The sequence below is a fragment of the Chromobacterium sp. ATCC 53434 genome (assembly GCF_002848345.1).
In the GTDB taxonomy this organism is placed as follows: domain Bacteria; phylum Pseudomonadota; class Gammaproteobacteria; order Burkholderiales; family Chromobacteriaceae; genus Chromobacterium.
Window position 1 is genome coordinate 432,701 of record NZ_CP025429.1, and the last position, 22,539, is coordinate 455,239.

At 68.4% G+C, this 22,539-nt stretch carries 18 protein-coding genes; 12 read left to right on the forward strand and 6 right to left on the reverse strand.

Features of this window, described 5'->3' with window-relative positions:
* Positions 1 to 21: 21 nt before the first annotated feature.
* From CXB49_RS01860 to hemP, 6 genes are all read right to left on the reverse strand, one after another.
* On the reverse strand, positions 22 to 783 hold the full coding sequence (locus tag CXB49_RS01860) for an ABC transporter ATP-binding protein (protein ID WP_101706826.1): 762 nt from the start codon (positions 781 to 783) through the stop codon (positions 22 to 24).
* Positions 776 to 1,714, reverse strand: a complete 939-nt coding sequence (locus tag CXB49_RS01865) for an iron ABC transporter permease (protein WP_101710568.1) — start codon at positions 1,712 to 1,714, stop codon at positions 776 to 778. The genes CXB49_RS01860 and CXB49_RS01865 overlap by 8 nt, the downstream gene beginning before the upstream one ends.
* Positions 1,715 to 1,731: 17 nt before the next feature.
* Positions 1,732 to 2,523 (reverse strand): hemin ABC transporter substrate-binding protein, encoded by a 792-nt coding sequence (locus tag CXB49_RS01870; protein WP_101706827.1) that lies wholly within the window; start codon positions 2,521 to 2,523, stop codon positions 1,732 to 1,734.
* Positions 2,513 to 3,547, reverse strand: a complete 1,035-nt coding sequence (locus CXB49_RS01875; RefSeq protein WP_101706828.1) for a hemin-degrading factor — start codon at positions 3,545 to 3,547, stop codon at positions 2,513 to 2,515. Before CXB49_RS01875 ends, CXB49_RS01870 begins: the two co-directional genes overlap by 11 nt.
* Positions 3,548 to 3,601: 54 nt before the next feature.
* Positions 3,602 to 5,803: a TonB-dependent hemoglobin/transferrin/lactoferrin family receptor gene (locus CXB49_RS01880; protein WP_101706829.1), complete on the reverse strand. Its 2,202-nt coding sequence runs from the start codon at positions 5,801 to 5,803 to the stop codon at positions 3,602 to 3,604.
* Positions 5,804 to 5,894: 91 nt separating this feature from the next.
* On the reverse strand, positions 5,895 to 6,053 hold the full coding sequence (hemP, locus tag CXB49_RS01885) for a hemin uptake protein HemP (RefSeq protein ID WP_101706830.1): 159 nt from the start codon (positions 6,051 to 6,053) through the stop codon (positions 5,895 to 5,897).
* Positions 6,054 to 6,302: 249 nt separating this feature from the next.
* On the opposite strand from hemP, the gene CXB49_RS01890 reads away from it, so the two are divergent.
* From CXB49_RS01890 to CXB49_RS01945, 12 genes are all read left to right on the forward strand, one after another.
* Entirely contained in the window at positions 6,303 to 7,031 is a 729-nt protein-coding gene (locus tag CXB49_RS01890; RefSeq protein WP_101706831.1) for an S-methyl-5'-thioinosine phosphorylase, read from the forward strand.
* A 276-nt stretch (positions 7,032 to 7,307) separates the two neighbouring features.
* Entirely contained in the window at positions 7,308 to 8,078 is a 771-nt protein-coding gene (rfbF, locus tag CXB49_RS01895; protein ID WP_101706832.1) for a glucose-1-phosphate cytidylyltransferase, read from the forward strand.
* Positions 8,063 to 9,121 carry a CDP-glucose 4,6-dehydratase gene (gene rfbG, locus CXB49_RS01900; protein ID WP_101706833.1) on the forward strand — a complete coding sequence of 353 codons (1,059 nt, stop codon included), beginning with the start codon at positions 8,063 to 8,065 and terminating at the stop codon, positions 9,119 to 9,121. Before rfbF ends, rfbG begins: the two co-directional genes overlap by 16 nt.
* 15 nt (positions 9,122 to 9,136) lie before the next feature.
* Positions 9,137 to 10,450, forward strand: a complete 1,314-nt coding sequence (gene rfbH, locus CXB49_RS01905) for a lipopolysaccharide biosynthesis protein RfbH (protein ID WP_101706834.1) — start codon at positions 9,137 to 9,139, stop codon at positions 10,448 to 10,450.
* Between the two features lie 14 nt (positions 10,451 to 10,464).
* Positions 10,465 to 11,952: an N-acetylneuraminate synthase family protein gene (locus CXB49_RS01910; RefSeq protein ID WP_101706835.1), complete on the forward strand. Its 1,488-nt coding sequence runs from the start codon at positions 10,465 to 10,467 to the stop codon at positions 11,950 to 11,952.
* Positions 11,953 to 11,954: 2 nt separating this feature from the next.
* Complete coding sequence (locus CXB49_RS01915) at positions 11,955 to 13,784, forward strand: thiamine pyrophosphate-binding protein (RefSeq protein WP_101706836.1); 1,830 nt, start codon at positions 11,955 to 11,957, stop codon at positions 13,782 to 13,784.
* A gap of 3 nt (positions 13,785 to 13,787) precedes the next feature.
* Complete coding sequence (locus tag CXB49_RS01920) at positions 13,788 to 14,948, forward strand: class I SAM-dependent methyltransferase (protein WP_101706837.1); 1,161 nt, start codon at positions 13,788 to 13,790, stop codon at positions 14,946 to 14,948.
* On the forward strand, positions 14,942 to 15,532 hold the full coding sequence (locus tag CXB49_RS01925) for an NUDIX hydrolase (protein WP_199406764.1): 591 nt from the start codon (positions 14,942 to 14,944) through the stop codon (positions 15,530 to 15,532). The genes CXB49_RS01920 and CXB49_RS01925 overlap by 7 nt, the downstream gene beginning before the upstream one ends.
* A 132-nt stretch (positions 15,533 to 15,664) precedes the next feature.
* The gene (locus CXB49_RS01930) at positions 15,665 to 16,777 is read left to right on the forward strand and encodes a radical SAM/SPASM domain-containing protein (RefSeq protein ID WP_101706838.1); all 1,113 of its coding nucleotides are present in this window, start codon (positions 15,665 to 15,667) and stop codon (positions 16,775 to 16,777) included.
* A 40-nt stretch (positions 16,778 to 16,817) separates the two neighbouring features.
* A complete protein-coding gene (locus tag CXB49_RS01935) occupies positions 16,818 to 17,639 on the forward strand; it encodes a hypothetical protein (protein WP_101706839.1) in 822 nt (273 codons plus the stop codon).
* A gap of 7 nt (positions 17,640 to 17,646) precedes the next feature.
* Complete coding sequence (locus CXB49_RS01940; protein WP_101706840.1) at positions 17,647 to 18,711, forward strand: NAD(P)-dependent oxidoreductase; 1,065 nt, start codon at positions 17,647 to 17,649, stop codon at positions 18,709 to 18,711.
* 81 nt (positions 18,712 to 18,792) lie between these two features.
* Positions 18,793 to 22,350 carry a hypothetical protein gene (locus CXB49_RS01945; RefSeq protein WP_101706841.1) on the forward strand — a complete coding sequence of 1,186 codons (3,558 nt, stop codon included), beginning with the start codon at positions 18,793 to 18,795 and terminating at the stop codon, positions 22,348 to 22,350.
* Positions 22,351 to 22,539: the final 189 nt, after the last annotated feature.

Sequence of the window (22,539 nt, forward strand, 5' to 3'; positions counted from 1 at the left end):
AGAACGACCGTGAGCAGGCTGTCAGGCGGCCAGCGGCGCGTGGTGCTGCAGCCGGACCGGCCAGCGGTAGACCGACAGCAGGCGCTCCGGCGTCAGCGTCTGGCGCGGAGAGCCGCAGGCGATGAGCCGGCCGTCCTGCAGCAGCGCCGCCTGGTCGGCGTATTCGGCCGCCAGCGTCAGATCGTGCAGCACCTGGACCACGGTCTTGCCCTGGGCCGCCAGTTCGCGCAGCAGCAGCTGCAGCTTGTGCTGGTGGCGCAGGTCCAGGTGGTTGGTCGGCTCGTCCAGCAGGATGATGGGCGCCTGCTGCGCCAGCGCGCGGGCGATGGCGGCCCGCTGCCGTTCGCCGCCGGACAGCGAGTCCAGCCGGGAGCGGGCGTGGCCGTCCATTTCCACGACGGCGATGGCGGCTTCCACCGCCTCGCGGTCGCGCGGCGCCGGCCGGCCGAAGGCGCCCAGATACGGCACCCGGCCCAGCGCGACGAACTCGGCCACCGTCAGCGGCAGGTCGGCCGGCAGGTGCTGCGGCACCCAGCCTATCCGCCGGGCGCGTTCGCGCGGCGCCATCCGGCTGACGCACTGTCCGCCCAGGCGCACCGCGCCGGCGCTGGGCGAGGCCAGCCCGGCCAGCAGCCTGAGCAGCGTGGTCTTGCCGGCGCCGTTCGGGCCCAGCAGCGCGCTGACCTGGCCGGCTTCGAGGTCCAGCCGGATGTCCTGCAGCAGCGGCCGGTCGCCGATGCGGTAGCCCAGTTCGCGGACTTTCAGGGTGTGGGATTCAGCCATTGCTCGCGCTCCGTTGTTGGCGGCGGAAAAGCCAGATGAAGAAAGGCGGGCCGGCGAAGGCGGCCATCAGGCCCACCGGCAGGTCCAGCGGCCAGGCGATGTTGCGCGCCAGCGTGTCCACCGCCAGCAGGAACAGCGCGCCGGCCCAGGCCGACAGCAGGATCAGCCGGCGGCGGCAGCCGCCGACCAGCAGCGACAGCGCGTTCGGGATCATCATGCCGACGAAGCCGATGACGCCGGACAGCGCCACGGCGCCGCCGGTGGCCAGCGCGGCGCCTATCGCGGCCAGCCGGCGGGTGCGACGGGTGTCTATGCCCAGCGAGCGCGCGGTCTCCTCGCCCAAGAGCAGGCAGTCGAGATCGCGGCCTATCGCGCACAGCAGCGCGACGCCGAGCCCGGCGACCAGCAGGCAGACCGACAGCCGGCCCGGCAGCGCCGAGCCGAGATTGCCGGCCAGCCAGCTGCTGGCCGAGCGCAGCGTCAGGTCGTCGGACATGAACAGGATCAGGCTGGACACCGCGCCGCAGAAGGCGCCGACGACCAGACCCATCAGCAGCAGGCCGGCCAGCCCGCCGCGGGCCAGCCGCGCCAGCGCGAGGATCAGCCAGGTGGCGACCAGGCCGCCGCCGAAGGCCGCCAGCGGCAGCGACAGGCCGGTCAGGCCCAGCGCCAGCACGGCGATCACCGCCAGCGCGGCGCCGCCCGAGGTGCCGATCAGGCCGGGGTCGGCCAGCGGATTGCGAAACAGCGCCTGCAGCGCGGCGCCGCTGGCGGCCAGCGCCGCGCCGACGCCCAGCGCCGCCGCCACCCGGGGCAGCCTCAGCTCGCTGACCAGCGGATCGGCGAAATCCGGCCAGGCCAGATGGCCGGCCGAGCTGGACAGCGCCAGCAGCGGCAGCGCGACGCTGGCGACGACGAGGATCGGCCACAGCCAGCGGTGGGCGCCGCTCACATCTTCACCATCTGTTCCACGACGGCCGGACTGCCCAGGCCGATCAGCATGCCCTGCTGCGGCGGCAGCTGGTAGACGCGGCCCTGCTTGCCGGCCGGCGTCGCGGCGATTTCCGGCCGGCGCGTGAACGCCTCCTTGCCGCCGTAGACGGCCGAGGTGTGGCTGCCCAGGATGATGACGTCGGGTTTCAAGGCTTGCCAGGCGTCGCGGCCCAGCGGCTTGAAGCCGCTGAGGCCGGCCGCGGCGTTGACGCCGCCGGCGGCGCGGATCAGCGTGTCCGGCGCGGTGTCGCGGCCGGCCACCAGGCTGCCGTCGTAGCTGACCAGGTAGCGGACGGCACGCGTCGGGCGCGGCTGCATGCCCCGCTGCCAGTCGCCGGCCAGCTTGGCGGCGGCGGCGTCGCGGCCCAGCAGGCCGCCTATCTTGCGTATCGCCTCGGCGAAGTCGCGGCCGTCCTCGCGCGCGCTGACCTCCTCGGCGCGCAGCCGCAATTGCTTCAGTTGCGGCCACAGCGTCGGCGGCTGGGCGGCGGCGCTGCCGAGCACCAGGGTCGGCTTCAGCTTGGCGATGGCCTCGGCGTTCAGCGCGCGCGAGAAGCCGACGACCTGGGCGTGGGCCAGCTCGGGTTCGCGGCTGCTGCGGTCGCGGCCGACCACCTCGCCGGCGGCGCCGAGCGCGACGACGATCTCGGCGATGTCCGGCGTCACCACCACCAGCCGTTCGGCGGCGGAGGCGGCCAGCGGCAGCGCGGCCAGCAGCAGGCCGACCAGCAGGGATTTACGCGACATCGGCCTGCTCCAGCGGCGGCAGCTCGCCCAGCAGCTTCACCCATTCGGCGCGTTCCGGACGGCCGGGCTTGCGCTCGCCGAAGAAGGTGGCCAGCGATTCGCCGGCCTCGTCGAACAGTTCCAGCGAGGTGACCACGCCGTTGTCGCCGGGCTTGCGGGTGATCCAGGCCTCGGCGATCAGGTCGGTGCGCAGGTGCAGGTTGAAGTCGGGATCAAGCACGTTCAGCCAGTCGCCGACCACCTGCACATTGCGTACCGGGCCGGTGTGGATCTGGACCATGCCGCGGTTGCCGGCGAACACCATGATGGGCGTTTCGGTGGCGGCGGCGCGGCGCAGCAGTTGCTCGATCGCGTCTTCGCGGACGCGCCAGGCCTGGCCCGCCGGCGCCAGCCGGAAGCCCTGGCGGCGCGACACCTGCCAGCGGCGCAGGAAGGGATGGAAGGCGTGCACGTCGGCGAGGCTCTGCCACTCGGCCTGGAAGGCGTCGCGATCTATGGCCTCGTCCGGCTGCTCGGCCGCCGCGGCGGCGACCGGTTCCAGCGTCAGCGCGGCGGCCGGCGCGGCGAAGCGCGCGACCAGCTCGTCGAAGGCGGCGACGTCGCTGTCGGCGGTCAGGTAGACCTTGTGCACCGCCTCGCCGTGGCGGTCGAAGAATTGCAGGCTGCGCTGGACGCCGCGCGGCGTCTCGCTCCGCAGCGCGAAGCCGTGGCGCCAGTGGAACAGGAAGATGCGCAGGTCGATGACGGGGTTGATGGCGAGGCCGACCTTGCCGTCGATCTCGACATTGGCGTAGTCGCCCTTGGTCTCATGGACGCAGGCGTGGTTGCGCGTCAGCGCCATCACCCGGCCCAACGGGGCCAGCGACGCGAGGATTTCGGGCCACTCGGCCTTGAGCGGCAGGGCGGCCGGATCGGCGGCGAGCAATTCGCATTCGCTGACATCCAGCAGCTCGGCGGCGTCGCGCGCGCGCAGTTTGGGTTGGCTGGCTTTGAGCGTCAGATAGCGGTCCCATAGCTGGCTCATGGTTTTCTCCTGTTGTTGCGGGGGGCGGCACGGCCGCCCGCCCGGGATCGATGATCAGAACTGGTATTCGACGCTGGCGCTGACATTGCGGCCGGGCTGGGTGTAGCGGTCCAGCGTCGGGTCGTTAGCGGCCATGCCGCGCACGTCGGCGGCCTTCCAGTACTTGCGGTCGAAGAGGTTGAACACGCCGGCGCGCACCGTGGTGCCCTTGGCCGGCTTCCAGTAGGCGGTCAGGTCCAGCGTCGCATAGCCCGGCGCGGCGAAGCCGGCGGTCTGCGCGGTGGACGGCGGCGGCAACGCCACCGACGGCGCGCGGTTGTTGCGGGCGGCCGCGCGCAGCAGCGCCTCGCCGCCGAAGCGGGCCTGGTCGTAGCGCAGGCCCAGCACCGCCGACAGCGGCGCGATAGAGTCCAGCGGCGTGTTGCTGTCCAGGTCCTGGCCGTGGGCGTAGGCGACGGAGGCCTGGGTCTGCCAGCCCGGCGCGAAGCGCCAGGCGGCGCGGGCCTCGGCGCCCTTGATGTCGACGCGGCCGATGTTCTGGTACTGATAGGTCAAGAGGCCGCCGACCACGCCCAGGCTCTGCTGCTCGATGAAGTCGCGGTAGCGGTTCTGGTAGGCGGTCAGGCCGAAGTCGAAGCTGTCCCACTGGCCCTTCAGACCCAGTTCGAAGCCGCGGCTGGTTTCCGACTTCAGATTCGGGTTGGAGATCACCTGGTAGCCGTAACCGCGGTTGACGAAGGCCATGTTGGCGTCGTCGAACGGCGGCGCGCGGAAGCCGGACGACAGCTGGGCGAAGCCGGTGTAATGGCTGGCGAACGGGATGCTCAGGCCCAGCTTGGGCGAGAAGGCGCCGTCGCTGAACGACGGCACCGTCTGGCCGCCGCTGTTGGCGTAGGCCTGGTCGGGCTGGGTGTTCATCTTGTAGTGGTCCCAGCGCAGCGACGGCGACAGCGCGATGCCGTTGGCGAACTTCATCTCGTCCTGCACGAACAGGCCGACGCGGTCCGAGGTGCTGTCGGGGAAGGTCTTGCTGGGGAAGGTCTCGCCGCCGACGGTGTTGGTGGTGCTGCCGTTGGCGTTGTACTGCGTCTTCATCCGCGGCCGGCTGGTGTCGGTGCGGGACAGGTCCACGCCCCACAACAGCTGGTGTTCGGCCGACAGCGCGGCGAAGCGCTGCTCGGCGTCCAGGCTCAGGCCGACGATCTTCTGGTAGAAGTTGTAATTGGACTGGACCTGGCTGCGGTCGCTGAACAGGCTGTAGCTGTCGTCGGCATTGTTCAGCTTCTGTTGGTAGAGCTTGACCGCCAACCGGTCCAGCGGGCCCAGCTGGCGCGCTTCCCAGGCCAGCGACACGCGATTGCGCAAGGTGCGGTCGGCGGCGGTCTGGCTCAGCTGCCCCGGCACCGGGCGGCCGCGGGAGACATAGGCCGGATACAGGGTGTTCAGCAGATTGGTGTCGGTGTCGCGGCGATAGTGCTCCAGCGTCAGTTCCAGCCGCTGCTGCTCGGTCAGCTTGTAGCCGAGCTTGGCCAGCACGCTGTCGCTGTTCCAGTCCTGCGGGTTCGGCGTGGTGCGCGAGGTCGTGCTGCTGTCGTTGCCGCCCTGATTGTCGGTCTGGTGGCCGTTGCGGTGGGTATAGATCAGCATCGCGTCGGCGCGCTCGCCCTTGACGCCGAAGCCGGCGCTGCCGCCCCAGCTGTTGTCGGCGCTGGCGCCGAAGCCCTTGACGCTGCCACCGACGCTGTTGTCCTCGGGCACGAAGTCGTCGACGGTCTTGGTGCGGTAGCCGATCACGCCGCCGATGGCGTCCGAGCCGTACAGGCTGGAGGTCGGCCCCTTGACGATGTCGATCGCGCGCAGCGTTTCCAACTCGACGAAGTCGCGGCCTGAGATGGCGCCGTTGCCGTTGCCGCCACCGGCGTAGGCTTCCGGCAGCCGCTCGCCGTCTATCAGCATCAGGATGCGGTTGCCGTCTATGCCGCGTATGGTCCAGCCGGCGTTGCCGCGGCGATTCGGATCGGCCGCCACTTCGACGCCGGGCTCGTATTTGGCCGCGTCGGCGATGTCGCGGACCAGACGGTCGTCCAGCTTGTGGCGCGACACCACGGTGGCGTTGGGCGCGGTCTCCGCCAGCGGCTTCTCCCTGCGATGGGCGGTGACCTGGACCGTGTCCAGCGTCGGCGGTGCGGTGTCGGCGAAGGCCGGCCAGGCGGCGGCCAGGCTCAGCATCAGGGGGGTGGCGCGGAACAGTGCCATGGAAACTCCATTGTCGTTGTCGTTTCCGCTGGCTGGCTGTCGGCTGGCTTGCGGGGTCTTTCTTGTTTGCGAGGGCTACTTAATGCGAGGGCTACTTAATCAGTATCAATTTGCCGTTGCGGGTCAGCTGCAGACGGTACAGCTCTCCCTGGTGCTCGATCAGGATCTCGCGTCCGGCGCCGAACAGCTGGCGGCTGTGCAGCAGCGGAGGGGCGACAGGCTTGTTCGCGACGGGTGGCTTGGTATTCATTTGTTAATGATAACCATTATCATTGACATTCATCAAGAGAATTTCATGCCAATGTATTTGGCATTGCCGGCAGGTGGCATCCACCCCATATGCAACTTCAAGAAAATTAGCCAAGCATGGCTGGCGCGAGGCTGATTTCTTGTCCGCAGCCGCGCGGATTCGGACATAATTCAGAGCGAAAGCGGCGGAATGGTCCAGGCCATCGTCTCGCAATGAGGCCGCGCATAACGACAAGTGGGGGAGACGGACATGTTGGCAATCATCGGGGGGAGCGGACTCGCTCGGCTGTCGGTATTGGAAGTGACCCATCGCCAAGTGGTGCGCACGCCGTACGGCGATCCGTCCTGCGCGCTGACCTTCGGCAAGATCGCCGGTCAGAACGTGGTGTTCATCGCCCGCCACGGCTACGGCCATTCGCTGGCGCCGCATGAAATCAACTACCGGGCCAATCTGTGGGCGCTGCACGACCAGGGCGTCAAGGGCGTGATCGCCATCGGCACCGTCGGCGGCATCCGGCCGGACATGGCGCCGGGCCGGCTGGTCGTGCCACACGACATCATCGACTACAGCTGGGGCCGCAAGCATACCTATTTCGAAGGGCCGGAACGGCCCGTCGTGCACGCCGAATTCTCCAGCCCCTACGACGAGGTCCTGCGCGACAGGCTGATGGCGGCGATCAAGGCCACCGGCATCAGCGGCGTCGACGGCGGCGTCTACGGCTGCACGCAGGGACCGAGGCTGGAGAGCGCCGCCGAGATCGCCAGGATGGAGCGCGACGGCACCGACATCGTCGGCATGACCGGCATGCCGGAGGCCGGACTGGCGCGCGAGCTGGAACTGCCTTACGCCCACCTGTGCCTGGTCAGCAACTGGGCCGCCGGCAAGGGCCATCAGCGCAGCGTCGAGTTCGATCCGGCGGTGGCGGCGAAGAGCGTGCAGGATTTGATGGGCACGCTGCAGGCCGTTTTCAACGACTGAGGGCGCGGGCCGCGCGCGCAAGCGCCGGCGCAACGGCCGGCGCATCGGCGCGGCGGCGGTCCCGCGCTCAAGCTCCCCGCATTTCAGGTCGATAGATAGCGGGCAGGCCGCGGCTTTTGCCCGACGGCCCGCATGCGGGGCAGCCGCCGCCTCGTCCGGCTCGGCCGGCGCGGCGCGAAACCGGCGGCGCGACGTCCAGGCGGGCGCGGCCGGAAGTGGATGAAGTCAATGCTTAGGCCCGGTCGGTGCGGCCGGGCGCGATGAGAAAGAAGATGTATGAAAGCTGTGATTTTGGCCGGAGGCCTTGGCACGCGCATCAGCGAAGAATCCCACCTTCGTCCGAAGCCGATGATAGAGATAGGCGGCAAGCCTATCATATGGCATATCCTGAAGATCTACTCCGCCCACGGCATCAACGATTTCATCATCTGCCTCGGCTACAAGGGCTACGTGATCAAAGAGTATTTCGCCAATTACTTCCTGCACAGTTCCGATGTGACGCTGGACTTGAGCAATAACCAGATGTTCGTCCACGAGCGCCATGCCGAGCCCTGGCGCGTGACCCTGGTCGACACCGGCGAGGACACCCAGACCGGCGGCCGGCTGGGCCGGGTGCGCCGGCATCTGGAAAACGAGCGCGACTTCTGCTTCACCTACGGCGACGGCGTCAGCGATATCGACATCGGCGCCGTCATCGCCCATCACCGCGAGCAGCAGGCCGAGGCGACGGTGACGGCGGTATACCCGCCGGGCCGTTTCGGCGCGCTGGAAATCCGCAATCAGCGCGTCGAGTTTTTCAAGGAAAAGCCGCGCGGCGACGGCGGCATGATCAACGGCGGCTTCTTCGTGCTGAATCCGTCGGTCTTCGACCTGATAGACGGCGACGGCTGCGTGTGGGAGGCCGATCCGCTGGAGGCGCTGGCGCACCGTGGCCAGCTGGCCGCCTATGAGCACCGCGGCTTCTGGCAGCCTATGGACACGCTGCGCGACAAGAATCTGCTGGAAGAGCTGTGGACCAGCGGGGAGGCGCCATGGAAGCAGTGGTGAACGCCGGCTTCTGGCGCGGCCGCCGGGTGTTCCTGACCGGGCACACCGGCTTCAAGGGCGGTTGGCTGAGCCTGTGGCTGCACAGCCTGGGCGCCCGCGTCCACGGCTATTCGCTGCCGCCCGAGGCCGGACCGTCGCTGTTTTGCGCGGCCGACGTCGGCGGCCGGACGGCGACGACGCTGGCCGACGTGCGCGACGCCGCGGCGCTATCGGCGGCGCTGCGCGACTGCGAGCCGTCCATCGTCTTCCATCTGGCGGCGCAGCCGCTGGTCAAGCGCGGCTACGCCGACCCGCTGGAAACCTTCTCGACCAATGTGATGGGCACCGCCAATCTGCTGGAGGCCGTGCGGCAGTGTCCGGGCGTCGAGGCGGTGGTGGCGGTGACCACCGACAAATGCTACGAAAATCATGAATGGCCGTGGGCCTACCGCGAGAGCGACGCGCTCGGCGGCCACGACCCGTACAGCAGCAGCAAGGCCTGCGCCGAGCTGGTGTGCGCCTCCTACCGCCGCTCCTTCCCCGACGCTTGCGCCGCCGTCGCCACCGCGCGCGCCGGCAATGTCATCGGCGGCGGCGACTGGGCGGCCGACCGGCTGGTGCCGGACCTGCTGCGGGCCTTCGACGACGACCGTTCGCTGGCGATACGCAGCCCGGACGCGGTCCGGCCCTGGCAACACGTGCTGGAGCCGCTGGCCGGCTATCTGCGGCTGGCCGAGCGGCTGGCGCAGGGCCGCGGCGCCGCCGCGGCGTGGAATTTCGGCCCCGGCGACGGCAGCGACCGGCCGGTGTCCTGGGTGGCGGACACGCTGGCCCGCCAGTACGGCGCCGGCGCCGGCTGGCACCGGGACGGCGGCGGCCACCCGCACGAGGCCGGCCTGCTGAGGCTGGACAGCGCCAAGGCGCGGACCGAGCTGGGCTGGGCGCCGCGCTGGGATCTGGAGGCGGCGTTGGCGGCGACGCTGGCCTGGCACCAGGCTTGGCGGCGCGGCGAGGACATGCAAGACTTCACCCTCGGCCAGATCGCGGCCTATGCGGGCGTTTAATCGGAGAATCAAGGAATGACAGATACCACCCGCGAGGCCATCCTCGCCCTGGTGCGGGAATACGCCGAAGAGCGCTTCGCCCAGGCCCCGTTCACGCCAGGCCAGACGGCGGTGCCGCCGTCCGGCAAGGTGATAGGCGCCGCCGAAGTGGCCAATATGGTCGACGCGGCTCTGGACGGCTGGTTGACCACCGGGCGCTTCAACGCCGATTTCGAGTCTAGGCTGGCCGCATTCATCGGCCTGCCTCACGTGTTGACCGTCAACTCCGGCTCGTCGGCCAATCTGGTGGCCTTCACCGCGCTGACCTCGCCCAAGCTGGGCGACCGGGCGATCCGGCCGGGCGACGAGGTGATCACCGTGGCGGCGGGTTTCCCGACCACGGTCAATCCCATCATCCAGAACGGCGCGGTGCCGGTCTTCGTCGACGTCCAGCTGCCGACCTACAATATCGACGCCGACCTGTTGGAGGCGGCGCTGTCGCCGCGCACCAAGGCCATCATGATCGCCCACACGCTGGGCAACCCGTTCGATCTGGAGCGCGTCGCGGCCTTCGCCCGCCAGCACGGCCTGTGGCTGATCGAGGACTGCTGCGACGCGCTGGGCGCCACCTTCGGCGGTCGCAAGGTCGGCACTTTCGGCGACATCGGCACGCTGAGCTTCTACCCGGCCCATCACATCACGATGGGCGAGGGCGGCGCGGTGTTCACCCGCGATCCGCAACTGAGGCTGATCATGGAGTCGGTGCGCGACTGGGGCCGCGACTGCTATTGCGCGCCGGGCCGCGACAATACCTGCGGCAAGCGTTTCGGCTGGCAATTGGGTCAGCTGCCCTGTGGCTACGACCACAAGTACACCTATTCCCACATGGGGTACAACCTCAAGATCAGCGATATGCAGGCGGCCTGTGGCCTGGCCCAGATGGACCGGCTGGACGGCTTCATCGCCGCGCGCAAGCGCAACTTCGCCTATCTGAGCGAGCGGCTGCAAAGCTGCGCCGAATTCCTGCTGCTGCCGGAAGCGACGCCGGGTTCCGATCCGTCGTGGTTCGGCTTCCCGCTGACGCTGAGGCCCGAGGCCCAGGTCGGCCGCGTCGAGTTGCTGAACTATCTGGATCAATATCGCATCGGCACCCGGCTGCTGTTCGCCGGCAACCTGACCCGACAGCCGTATATGCAGGGCCGGAACTACCGCTGCGCGACGCCGCTGCCGGTCACCGACCGCATCATGAACGACACCTTCTGGATCGGCCTGTATCCGGGCCTGTCCCAGCAGATGCTGGATTTCACCGCCGGGAAGCTGGAAACCTTCCTCGGCGCCAATTTCGACTGAAAGAGAGGCCCATCATGCGAAAGCCGTTATTCATCTTCGAGATGGCCAACAACCACATGGGCAATGTCGATCACGGCATTGCGCTGATCCGCGCGATACGCGAATCCTGCCAGGGCTTCGATTTCGACTTCGGCTTCAAGCTGCAGTACCGCCATCTGGACACCTTCATCCACTCCAGCTTCCGCGGCCGCGACGACGTCAAATACGTCAAGCGCTTCGAGGAGACCCGGCTGCAGCCGGAACAGATGTTGCGGCTGGTGAGCGAAATGAAGGCGCAGGGCTTCAAGACCGTCTGCACGCCGTTCGACGAGGCCTCGGTGGACCTGATCGAGGAACACGGCATCGAGATCATCAAGATCGCCAGCTGCTCGTTCACCGACTGGCCGCTGCTTGAGCGCATCGCGCGCAGCGACAAGCCGGTGGTGGCCTCCACCGCCGGCGCGCGGCGCGAGGACATCGACAATGTCGTCAGCTTCATGCTGCACCGGGACAAGGACCTGACCGTCATGCACTGCGTGGCCGAGTATCCGACCCCGGACGAGAACCTGCACCTGGCGCGGATCAAGCAGCTGCGCGAGCAGTACGCCGGCGTGCGCATCGGTTATTCGACGCACGAGGACCCGGAGTTGATGGAGCCGGTGATGCTGGCCGTCGCCCAGGGCGCGACGGTGTTCGAAAAGCACGTGGCGCTGCCGACCGAGCAGTACGCCGCCAATAATTACTCGGCGACGCCGGAGCAGATCCGCCGCTGGATACAGGCCGCCGCCCGCGCCTTCGCGATGCTGGGCGACGGCACGTGCGACCCGGCGTCGGCGACCGAGCAGGCCAGCCTGCGCTCCCTGCGCCGCGGCGTGTTCGCCACCCGGCCGATCAAGGCCGGAGAGAGCCTTTCCGCCGACAACGTCACTTTCGCCTTCCCGCCGGTGGAAGGACAGCTGACCGCCAACGAATGGTCGAAGTACACCCATTACACCGCCACCGCCGACATCGCCGTCGACGCGCCGGTGATGGGCGCGCAACTGCAGCCGCAGCATCTGCGCGACAAGGTGATGAAGACGGTGGACGCCGTCAAGGCGCTGTTCAAGACCGCCAACATCGTCGTGCCGGGCCGCTCGGATCTGGAGATATCGCACCATTACGGCCTGGAGCGCTTCGACGAGTTCGGTCTGTCGATGCTGACGGTGATCAACCGCGAGTACTGCAAGAAGCTGATCGTGATGCTGCCGGGCCAGACCCATCCAGAGCAGTACCACCTGAAGAAGGAAGAGACCTTCATCGTGCTGTACGGCGACATCGCCATCTGGCTGGACGGCGAGGAGCGCCAGGCGCGGGCCGGCGACGTGATCACCGTGCAGCGCGGCGTGCGCCACCGCTTCCACACCGCCGGCGGCGTGGTGTTCGAGGAGATTTCGTCCACCCACTTCAAGGACGACTCCTACTACACCGACGAGGCGATCAGCGCCAACAAGGACCGCAAGACCCATTTGACTTACTGGATGTGACGATGACCGCCAAGCTTGTCCGCTTATCGGACTATGTGATGGATTTCCTGGCCGCGCGCGGCGTGCGCCATGTGTTTCTGCTGCCCGGCGGCGGCGCGATGCATCTGAACGATGCCATCGCGCTGCAGCCCGATCTGACCCCCGTTCACTGTCACCACGAGCAGGCCTGCGGCATCGCCGCCGAGGCCTACGGCCGGCAGACCGGCCGGGCCGGCGTCGCGATGGTGACCACCGGTCCCGGCGCCACCAACATCCTGACGCCGGTGGCCGGCGCCTGGATAGAATCGCTGCCGCTGCTGGTGATCTCCGGCCAGGTGAAGCGCGCCGACCTGCTGCAGGGCAGCGGCTTGCGCCAGAAGGGCGTGCAGGAGGTCGACATCGTCGCGATGGCCAGGCCGGTCACCAAGTACGCCGTCACCGTCACCGACCCGCAAGCGATACGCCGGCATCTGGAGGAGGCGCTGCATCTGGCGCATGACGGCCGTCCCGGCCCGGTGTGGCTGGACATCCCGCTGGACGTGCAGGCCGCGACGATAGATCCCGCCGGCCTGGCGGGCTATCAGCCGGAGGCGGAAGCCGCGCCGACCGGTCAAGACTATGTCGCCGCCATCGCCGAGATGCTGCGGCAGGCCGAGCGGCCGCTGATCCTGGCCGGCCACGGCGTGCGCATCGCCGGCGGCGCCGACGCGCTGCGTCGCCTCAGCGAAACGCTGCAAGTGCCGGTGGCCGCCACCTGGAACGCGATGGACCTGGTGCCGTGGGACAGCCCGCTGTGCGCCGGCCGTCCCGGCGTCGTTGCGCTGCGGCCCGGCAATTTCGCGGTGCAGAACTGCGACCTGCTGATCGCCATCGGCAGCCGCCTCGACAACATCCTCACCGCCTACAACCCGAAAGGCTTCGCCCGCGCGGCGCGCAAGGTCGTCGTCGACGTCGACGCCGCCGAGATCGCCAAGCTGGACATGGAGATCGAGCTGCCGCTGGTGATGGACGCCAAACAGTGCCTGGACGGCCTGTTGGCCGCCGCCGACAGCCTGCCGCAGGCGCGGTGGCAGCCGTGGCTGGACCGCTGCGCCGACTGGAAGCGCCGCTATCCGGTGCAGGACGGCGCGCCGTTCCCGACGCGCGGCGAGATCAACCACTACCATTTCGTCGACGCGCTGTCCGACGCCGCGCCGGAGAACACGCTGATCTCCACCGGCAGCTCCGGCCTGGCGGTCGAGGTGTTCTACACCGCCTTCCGCAACAAGCCGGGCCAGCGCGTGTTCCTGACCTCGGGCCTCGGTTCGATGGGCTACGGCCTGCCGGCGGCGATAGGCGCCTGCCTCGGCAACGGTTCCAAGCCGATGATCGCCGTCGAGAGCGACGGCAGCCTGCAGCTGAACCTGCAGGAGCTGGCGACGCTGGCGGCGCTGCGGCTGCCTATCCGGCTGTTCATCATGAACAACAACGGCTACGCGTCGATACGCAATACCCAGCGCAACTACTTCCAGAGCCGCTACGTCGGCACCGGGCCGGAAGCCGGCGTGGTGATCCCCGACGTGCTGGAGCTGGCCGAAGCCTACGGCCTGCCGGCGATGCGCATAGCGGGCGTCGAGGAGCTGGCCGACGGCCTGGCCGCGGCGCTGGCCCACCCGGGCCCGATACTGTGCGACGTCAGGCTGAACGAGAGCGAGACGCTGCAGCCGAAGGCCGCCGCCCTGCCGCAGCCGGACGGCAGCATGCTGTCGATGCCGCTGGAGGACATGTCGCCGTTGCTGCCGCTGGAGACGCTGCGCGCCGAAATGCTGATCCCGTTGTTACCGGCGTCCGAAGCCGCCAAGCGGGGCGCCTGAGCGATGGCCGCCATCGAGCACTGCCGCCTCTGCGCGCAGCCGCTGTTTGCCCGGCCGTTGCTGGTGCAGGACGACATGCCGGCCGCCGCCCAGGGCCTGCCGACCGCCGAGGGGCTGGACGCCGACCGCGGCGTGAGGCTGGCCCTGCGCCAGTGCGGCGGCTGCGGCCTGGCGCAGCTGGACGCCGAACCGGTGCCGTACTGGCGCGACGTGATTCGCGCCGCCGGCATCTCGCCGGAGATGCGCGATTTCCGTCTGCGGCAGTTCCGCGCCTGGCTGGACGGGCACGGCCTGGCCGGCCGCAAGGTGCTGGAGGTCGGCTGCGGCCGCGGCGAATACCTGTCGCTGCTGGCCGAGGCCGGCGCCGACGCCCACGGCGTCGAGCATCTCGAGGCCTCGGTCGACGCCTGTTCCGCGGCCGGGCTGTCGGTGGAGCGCGGCTTCGTCGACGGTCCCGAGACGCGGCTGGCCGCCGGGCCGTTCGACGGCTTCATGATCCTGAACTTCCTCGAGCACATCCCGACCGCCCACCTGACGCTGCAAGGCATCGCCGCCAATCTGGCCGACGGCGCCGTCGGCATGGTGGAAGTGCCCAATTTCGACATGATCGTCGACAAGGGCCTGTTCGCCGAATTCATCCCGGACCATCTGTTCTACTTCACCGAAGGCACGCTGAGGCGTCTGCTGGAGGCCAACGGTTTCGAGGTGCTGGATTGCCGCGCCGAATGGCACGACTACGTGCTGTCGGCCATTGTCAGGAAGCGCGCGCCGCAGGACCTGTCCGGCCTGATCGGCTGCGAGGCGGCGCTGCGCGCGTCCTTCGACGATTTCCTCGGCCGCTTCGAGCCGGGCCGGGTGGCGATCTGGGGCGCCGGCCATCAGGCGCTGGCGCTGATCAGCCTGATGGGCATCGCCGACCGCGTCCGCTATGTGCTCGATTCGGCGCCGTTCAAGCAGGGGCGCTACACGCCGGCCACCCACCTGCCCATCGTGGCGCCGGAGCGGCTGCTGGACGGCGAGGTGGACGCGGTCATCGTTCTGGCGGCAAGCTATTCGGCCGAGGTGGTGCGCCAGATCCAGGCCCGGCACGGCGAGCGCTTCGCCATCGCCAGGCTGGACGACAACCGCCTGCAGACCGTTTCCCCGGAGGCCCGGCCATGTTGAACCATTCGATAGACCGGCAACAGGCCGTGCTCGACGCGATAGACACCTTGCGCCAGGCGGTCGGCTCGGCGCGCGAAGGCCTGCCGGAGGACATCTTCCTGTTCGTCAGCAGCCTGACGCCGCTGATCAACGTCGACCTACTGATACGCGACGAGCAGGGCAGGACGCTGCTGACCTGGCGCGACGACCGCTATTGCGGTCCCGGCTGGCACATACCGGGCGGCATCATCCGTTTCAAGGAGCGTTCGGCCGACCGCATCGCCGCCGTCGCCGCCGACGAGCTGGGCGCCAGCGTCAGTTTCGACACCCGTCCGTTGTGCCGGCACGAGATGCTGACGCCGACGCGCGACGTCCGCGGCCATTTCATCTCGCTGCTGCACGCCTGCCGCCTCAACACGCTGCCCGATCCCGCGCGCCGCTTCGACCCGGCGGCGCCGCGCGCCGGCGACTGGGCATGGCATTCGCATTGCCCGGACAATCTGGTGCCGGTGCAGCGGGTCTACCGCGACTACATCGATGGCGATCCCGGCGCGCAGCAGGCGCCGACGATTCAAGTTTCGGGCGGAAATGCCGAAGACCATTAGTAGAAATGCGCAAACGAATAAGCAGACAGAATCGATATTCTGCACAGCCTCTCTGATACACTCGAAACAGCTGACTGCCATCGCGAACGGCTTGCGGCCATTGTGCCGCCGCGATGGTTAGGAGACACCATAATGAACGCTCCTCTGGAAACCACCAATCTGGCCCTGAGCCAGGCAGAGCAGGCCAAGCGCAACGATCTGGCGCAGCGCAAGCCCTATGTCGCGGCCAAGCTGGCGCGCATCGCCGAAATGGAAGAGCGGGGCGAGATCAGCCCCATCATCCGGCTGGAAAAGAGCTATCTGTGCAATTTCAAATGCACGCACTGCTCGGCCGAATACTATATGGACCGCCACCTGAAGAATGTGATCAAGGTGGTCGATACCCGCAGCAAGATGGAGTACGACGACATCCGCAACCTGTCGCGCCAGGCCGACGAGCTGGGTCTGGCCCGCTTCGTGATCACCGGCGGCGAGCCGCTGGTGATGAAGGACTTCGACCAGGTGATCGAGGCGCTGGATCCGGACAAGCACTACATCATCACCGACAGCAACGGCTGGTTCCTGGACCTGGAGCGCGCCAAGCACCTGAAGGCCATCGGCGTCGAGAAGGTGCAGATCTCGCTGGACAGCTTCGTCGAGAAGGACCATGACAACTTCCGCAACAAGCCCGGCTCGTACAAGCGGGTGCTGCGCGCGGTGGATGCCTGCATGGAAGCCGGCTTGAACCTGATCCTGTCGACGGTGCTGGTCAAGGGCCGGGCCAGGACCGAGGAATTCCGCCAGATGTGCGAATACGTCACCGCGCGCGGCATCGGCCTGTACGTGTCCTACGCCAAGCCGACCGGCTCGTGCACCGAACACCCGGAATTCGTCATCGAGAAAGAGGACGCCGACATCCTGCGCCAGCTGGAGAAGGAGTACAACGTCTTCTCTCACATGACGCCGTCCTATGGTTCGCACAAGGGCTGCATCACCGTCAAGGGCATCATCACCGTGACCTCGACGATGGAAGTGACGCCGTGCCCGTACATCGACTTCTCGATAGGCAATCTGCGCGAGACCTCGTTGAAGGAAGTCTTGGCGCGCGGCATGCGCAATCCGTGGCTGGGGCCCCATCGCCCCGACTGCCTGATCGGCGAAGACCCGAAATTCATCAAGATCCACACGGAAAAGACCGCCGGCGCCAAGTTGCTGCCGCTGCCGTGGGGACAGGGCTTCTCCGACAACGACTCGCTGTACGATTGACGACGGCACGACCTACGGAACCACGGTAAAGGCTTTACCCATGAACGCACCAGACATGATCCAGCCCGGCTCCGCCGCCGCGGGCGACCGCGCGCCGCGCTTCGACCAACACGGCCGATGCCTGCCCCGCGCCGACACCCAGGCCGCCTGTCACAGCCGGACCCGGCGCTACTTTCTGCCGGCGCAGCCGAAGATGGACTACGCGGCGATACACCGCCGCATCGCCGGCCAGCTGGACGGCGCCGCGCCGGACGCCGCCGAATTCGAGCGGTTGGCCCGCGGCGTGCTCGCCGGCCTCGAGGCCGACCCGGCCACCCGCAATCTGCTGAACGGCGTCCACGTGCCCTTCTTCCTGCCGCAAGCCAGCCACGACGACATCGGCGAGGCGCTGGAAAGCCGCTATCTGCCGGCCTTGGAGCGGGTCTACGTCGAGGCCTTGCCGGAATACGGCTTCGTCAACCACCACAAGGCCGGCTTGTCCGGCATGCTGACGCCGGCCGACGGCTCCCGCCATCGGGATCTGATCGCGGCGATGGCCCGCGGCCCGGTCGTCGGCGTCTATTTCCCCTGCCTGCTGGAATACTCGCTGCCGGCGGCGCTCGAACAGATGGCCGACCTGCCCGGCCATTTCCTGCTGGCCGGCGGCTACGACACCGCGGCGGCCTTCATCGGCTCGCCGGACCTGCTGCTGCGCAAGGACGGCTATCCGCCGCTGATGTGGCTGTCCGGGCTGGACAGCGAGAAGGAGGGCGTCGGCTATCACTTCGAAGCCTACGGCTACGACCTGACCTTCAACCGCCGCGTCCACCAGGGCATGGCGGCCGAGTACTGGGCCAGCGGCCTGGTGGTGCTGGCCCAGTAGCCGCGGCATGCCAGCCGTTTGTGACGTTCGCGGCCGGCTGGGCGCGGATCTCGACGCCATCCTGGTCCGCAAGCCCGAGGTATGGGAGGCGTTGCGCGGCGCCTCCCTGTTCGTCAGCGGCGGAACCGGATGGTTCGGCCGCTGGTTGCTGGAGGCCGTCGCCCACGCCAATGCCGCGCTGGGCGCCGATATCACGGTGCTGGCGCTGAGTCGCGATCCCGACGCCTTCGCGCGCCGGGCGCCGCATCTGGCCGCCAATCCGGCGATACGCTTCCATGCCGGCGATGTGCGCGACTTCACGTTTCCCAAGCAACGCTTCAGCCACTTCATCCACGCGGCCACGACATCGGCGCACGAAACCTTCAACGGCGAAGACCCGCTGAACAAGTTCGACACTCTGGTCGCCGGCACCCGGCGCGTGCTCGAGTTCGCCGCCGAGGCCGGCGCCGGGCATTTCCTGTTCACCAGTTCAGGCGCCGCCTACGGTCCGTCGCCGCAGGGCCTGCCGTTGCGGGAGGACGACCCGCTGGCGCCGGACACGATGGACCCGGCCAGCGCGCTGGGCCAGGCCAAGCGGGCGGCGGAATTCCTGTGCGCCGCCTATGCGCAGCGGCACGGCTGGCATCTGAGCGTCGCCCGCTGCTTTTCCTTCGTCGGCCCGTTCATGCCGCTGGACATTCACTATGCCATCGGCAATTTCATGCTGAGCGCGATGCGCAAAGAGCCTATCATCATCAAAGGGGACGGCAGTCCGTTCCGCTCCTACCTGTATATGGGGGATCTGGTGGTCTGGCTGCTGGCGCTGTTGCAGCGGCGGGGCGAGCCGCAGATGTTCAATGTGGGATCGGACGAGGCCGTGACGATAGCCGAGCTGGCGCATCTGGTCCGGGACCGGGTCCATCCGGCGGGCGAGGTCAGGATACTGGGGCGGGCGGAGACCAGCGTCGGCAATCCGGTGCGCAATCTGTACGTGCCGGATATCGGCCGCGCCCGCGAGAGGCTGGGCCTGGCGCCGTGGACGCCGCTCGGCGACGCCGTGCAGTTTTCAGTCGAGGCGTTTCGCGGCGCGTGACGCGGTTTCGCCGGATGGCCAGCCGGCGTCGCGATAGCGGCGCCGGTTTCTCATGCTTGAGAATCAAGAAAGCAAGAAAATATGCAGATCGAAAAAAAATTCTACAATGAGAACCACCAGCCTTATTACATCTGCGCGCCGGGCTATGCCCGGGTCTCCAACGGCATCCGCGCGATGCACCTGCTGTGCCACTACCTGAACAAGCTGGGGGAAGAGGCCTATGTCTTCTCTCCGGAAACCCATCCCGCGCTGCGCACCCCCTATCTGACCCAGGACATCGTCGACCGCCACAAGGCGAGCAAGCGATCGCCCATCGTCGTCTATCCGGAAGTGGTGCACGGCAATCCGCTGAACGGCGGGGCGGTGGTGCGCTACATTCTGAACCACCCCGGCCTGCTCGGCGGCCCGAAGGACTATCCGGCATCGGACATGCTGGTGTTCTGGCAGCACGACTACGTCGACTTCGCCAAATACCCGGACCCGTCCTATATCTTCATCCCGTCGATAGACACGGCGATCTTCAATAACGACGACAATCCGGACGACGGCAAGCGCCATCGGACGCTGATTTATCCGGGGCGCTACAAACAGGCGCAGCAAGATTTCCCCGAGCTGTTCCACGACGCCACCGTCATCACCTACGACTGGCCGGAAAGCCACGAGGCGCTGGCGGCGCTGCTGCGGGAGGGCAAGGTGCTGTACACCTTCGCCAATTCGGCGATCATCTCGGAGGCGCTGCTGTGCGGCTGCCCGGTGGTGATCAAGGAAACCCAGTTCACCAAGAAGCCGGAGGAGCGGGCCGGCGACATGAAGGCGCTGGCGCTGCCGGGCGTCAGCTTCGTCGACGAGCCGGACGCCATCGCCGCCGCGCTGGCGAAAACGCAGGATTACCAGCAGGTCTATCACCAGTACCAGCTCGAGCTGCTGCAACAGCTGGAAGGCTTCATCGCCGCATCGCAGAAGCTGCCGCAGAACGGGCCGAACGAGATCGTCTTCCCGTCGCTGCGGCCGCCGGAGGCGCCGGTCGATCCGGTGCAGGCCGCCTACGACGTCTGGACCAGCCGCCACGAGCTGAAGCCCTTCCATGCGCAGATCCACGCCGAGCGGATGGTGCGCGGCTGGGGCGGGCAGCCGCACTTCATCATCCTGATGCCGCTGAGCGCGGACCAGCAGCCACTGGCGGTGAAGTCGATCAACGCGCTGACGCAGCAGCTGTACAAGCAGTGGCAGCTGATCTTCGTCGCCGATTTCGACGCGCCGAGCGCGGCCTTCATGGGGTCGGACACGCTGGGCTGGCTGCGTATCGACGACGCGAGCGATCCCGGCCAGCTGACGCAGGCCTACGCCGCCGTGCTTGGCGCGCTGCCCTGCGACTGGATCGGCATCCTGCCGGCCGGCGCCGAGCTCGCGGGGCACGCGCTGTTGTCGCTGGGCGACTACGCCGCGCTGCACCCTGAGTGGCTGGCCATCTACAGCGACTGCGATACGCTGGGGCCGGACGGCAAGCGCAGCCGGCCGGCGTTCAAGCCGGACTTCAATCTCGATCATCTGCGCGGCGCCGACTACATCGGCCCGGCGATCTGGTTCAAACGCGACGCGCTGCAGGAGACGGGCGCCTTCGCCGAGGCGCCCGGCGCCGACGGCTACGACGCGGTGTGGCGCTTGCACGACGCCTATGGCGCCGGCGTCGTCGGCCATGTCGCCGACGTGCTGGCGCACCTGCCGGCCGGCGCGCCGTCGCTGGACGACGCCGCCCGCGGCCAGGCGCTGGCCGCGCATCTGGCGCGCCAGCGCTGCGACGCCGAGATCGCGCCGGGACCGGTCGCCGGCAGCCATCGCGTCCGCTATCCGGCGGCGATGGACGCCAAGGTGTCCGTCGTTGTCGTCGATGCCGATGACGGCGTCTGCCTGGCGCCCTGCATCGCGGCCTTGCTGGCCGACGGCGGCGACGCCGTCGTCGAGATACTGGCGGTGGCGTCGGAGGAGGTGGAGTTGCCAGCCGGGACGCGGCTGCTGCGCTGCGACCCGGCATTGAGCCTGCCGGGCCGTTACCAGCTGGGCGCGGAGGCGGCCAGCGGCGACTATCTGCTACTGCTGGACAGTCGCGTTGAAATCGTCGGATCGGACTGGCTGCAGACCTTGCTGGGTCTGGCGTCGCGCGCCGGGGTCGGCGCGGTCGCGCCGCGCTTGCTGCGGCCGGACGGCAAGGCGATCTGGCGCGGACCGCTGCTGCTGGGCGCCGACGACGGCGCCGGCTCGGTCTTCGACGACGCCGACGCGTCGGCGGCCGGCCATCTGGGCCGGCAGCTGGTCGAACACAATCCGGGCGCCGTGCTGCTCGACTACCTGTTGCTGCCGGCCGAGCTGTATCGGCAGGTCGGCGGCATCGACGCCGGGCTGGCCGGTTCGCTGAGCGCCGCCGTCGACCTGAGCCTGAAGATCCGGGCGGCCGGCGGCCTGCTGGTCTGGACGCCGTTCGCCTCGGCGCTGCGGCACCAGGGCGCCGGGGCCGGCGACGCGGACGGTTTCGACGATCAGGCGCTGTACCCGCGCTGGTACGGCCAGCTGTCGCACGACGCGGCCCATAACCGCCATCTCAGCCTCGACAGTCGCCGGGCTTTCGAGATCGAGAACGTGTTCTCGGCCGAATGGGACGGCAGCTTCCACGAGCGCAGCCGGATTCTGGCGCTGCCGGCGTCCGACGTCGGCGCCGCGCGGCTGCGGGCGCCGTTGACGCGGCTGATCGACGACGGCCAGTGTCTGGGCACGCTGCTGCCGTCCGGCGAACGCCTGCCCGGCATCGGCGAGCTCGAGCGGCTCGCGCCCGACGTGCTGGTGCAGGCGGTGCGTTTCGACCCGGCCTTCCTGGCCTGGCAGCGGCGGCACCGCCAACGGCGGCCCGACATCCTGTCGGTGCTGATGCTGGACGCGCTGGACGCCGGTGACGGCGTCAGCCCGGCTTACATGACGGCCCAGCTGCGGGCGTTGGCCCGCGAGGCCGACCGAATCGTCGTGCCGACCGAACCCTTGCGCGAACTCGTCGCGCCGTTCGCGGCCGACGTCCGCCTGGTGCCGGACGCGCTCGACGACGCGCGCTGGGACAATCTGACGGCCTTGCGGCGCATAGGCAAGAAGCCCAGGGTCGGCTGGGTCGGGTCGCGGCAGGAAGCCGGCGATCTGCTGTTGTTGTCCGGACTGATCCTGGCCACCGCCGGCGAGATCGAATGGGTGGTGCTCGGCGATTGTCCGGAGGCGATCCAGCCGTATCTGGAGGAATACCATCCGTTCGACCTGGACGGCGAGCGCTATCCGATCAAACTGGCTAGTCTGTGCCTTGATCTGGCGGTGATGCCCAAGGCCGTCCATTTCGGCAATCAGACGGCGAGTCCGCTGCGGGTGTTCGAATACGGCGCGATCGGCGTGCCGGTGATCTGCACCGCGCTCGACGCCGTGCGCGGCTCGCAGGCGCCGGTGGCGCTGGTCGACAACGATATGGCCAGCTGGGGCCAGGCGCTGATGGCGCGGGCCGGAGATCTGGACGCGACGGGCCGCGAAGGCGACGCGCTGCGTGCCTGGGTCAGGGAAAATTGCATGCTCAGCCAACGCTTGCCCTTATGGCAGGAGGTGTTTGGCCGATAATGTGGTAGACGGCGCGGCGTTCCTGACGGGGCGCCGCGCGGGCGGGTGTCGCTAAGAGCCTGTTTACGATCTTTTTCCGAGCAGCGCAGCCCAGCCAGCAGGCCAGATGCAAGGCGGAGGGCGTAGGCCTTGGTGATTCCAAGGCCTAGCCTGACAACGCGGCAGATGGCCTGCTGGCTGGGCTGCCCT

What these genes read in the sequence shown, in the direction of transcription:
- rfbH (WP_101706834.1), top strand. Translation starts at nt 9,137, where the DNA reads ATGACAGATACCACCCGCGAGGCCATCCTCGCCCTGGTGCGGGAATAC.
- CXB49_RS01880 (WP_101706829.1), bottom strand. Translation starts at nt 5,803, where the DNA reads ATGGCACTGTTCCGCGCCACCCCCCTGATGCTGAGCCTGGCCGCCGCC.
- CXB49_RS01870 (WP_101706827.1), bottom strand. Translation starts at nt 2,523, where the DNA reads ATGTCGCGTAAATCCCTGCTGGTCGGCCTGCTGCTGGCCGCGCTGCCG.
- CXB49_RS01925 (WP_199406764.1), top strand. Translation starts at nt 14,942, where the DNA reads ATGTTGAACCATTCGATAGACCGGCAACAGGCCGTGCTCGACGCGATA.
- CXB49_RS01910 (WP_101706835.1), top strand. Translation starts at nt 10,465, where the DNA reads ATGCGAAAGCCGTTATTCATCTTCGAGATGGCCAACAACCACATGGGC.
- CXB49_RS01890 (WP_101706831.1), top strand. Translation starts at nt 6,303, where the DNA reads ATGTTGGCAATCATCGGGGGGAGCGGACTCGCTCGGCTGTCGGTATTG.
- rfbF (WP_101706832.1), top strand. Translation starts at nt 7,308, where the DNA reads ATGAAAGCTGTGATTTTGGCCGGAGGCCTTGGCACGCGCATCAGCGAA.
- CXB49_RS01935 (WP_101706839.1), top strand. Translation starts at nt 16,818, where the DNA reads ATGAACGCACCAGACATGATCCAGCCCGGCTCCGCCGCCGCGGGCGAC.
- CXB49_RS01945 (WP_101706841.1), top strand. Translation starts at nt 18,793, where the DNA reads ATGCAGATCGAAAAAAAATTCTACAATGAGAACCACCAGCCTTATTAC.
- CXB49_RS01875 (WP_101706828.1), bottom strand. Translation starts at nt 3,547, where the DNA reads ATGAGCCAGCTATGGGACCGCTATCTGACGCTCAAAGCCAGCCAACCC.
- hemP (WP_101706830.1), bottom strand. Translation starts at nt 6,053, where the DNA reads ATGAATACCAAGCCACCCGTCGCGAACAAGCCTGTCGCCCCTCCGCTG.
- CXB49_RS01940 (WP_101706840.1), top strand. Translation starts at nt 17,647, where the DNA reads ATGCCAGCCGTTTGTGACGTTCGCGGCCGGCTGGGCGCGGATCTCGAC.
- CXB49_RS01915 (WP_101706836.1), top strand. Translation starts at nt 11,955, where the DNA reads ATGACCGCCAAGCTTGTCCGCTTATCGGACTATGTGATGGATTTCCTG.
- CXB49_RS01930 (WP_101706838.1), top strand. Translation starts at nt 15,665, where the DNA reads ATGAACGCTCCTCTGGAAACCACCAATCTGGCCCTGAGCCAGGCAGAG.
- CXB49_RS01860 (WP_101706826.1), bottom strand. Translation starts at nt 783, where the DNA reads ATGGCTGAATCCCACACCCTGAAAGTCCGCGAACTGGGCTACCGCATC.
- rfbG (WP_101706833.1), top strand. Translation starts at nt 8,063, where the DNA reads ATGGAAGCAGTGGTGAACGCCGGCTTCTGGCGCGGCCGCCGGGTGTTC.
- CXB49_RS01920 (WP_101706837.1), top strand. Translation starts at nt 13,788, where the DNA reads ATGGCCGCCATCGAGCACTGCCGCCTCTGCGCGCAGCCGCTGTTTGCC.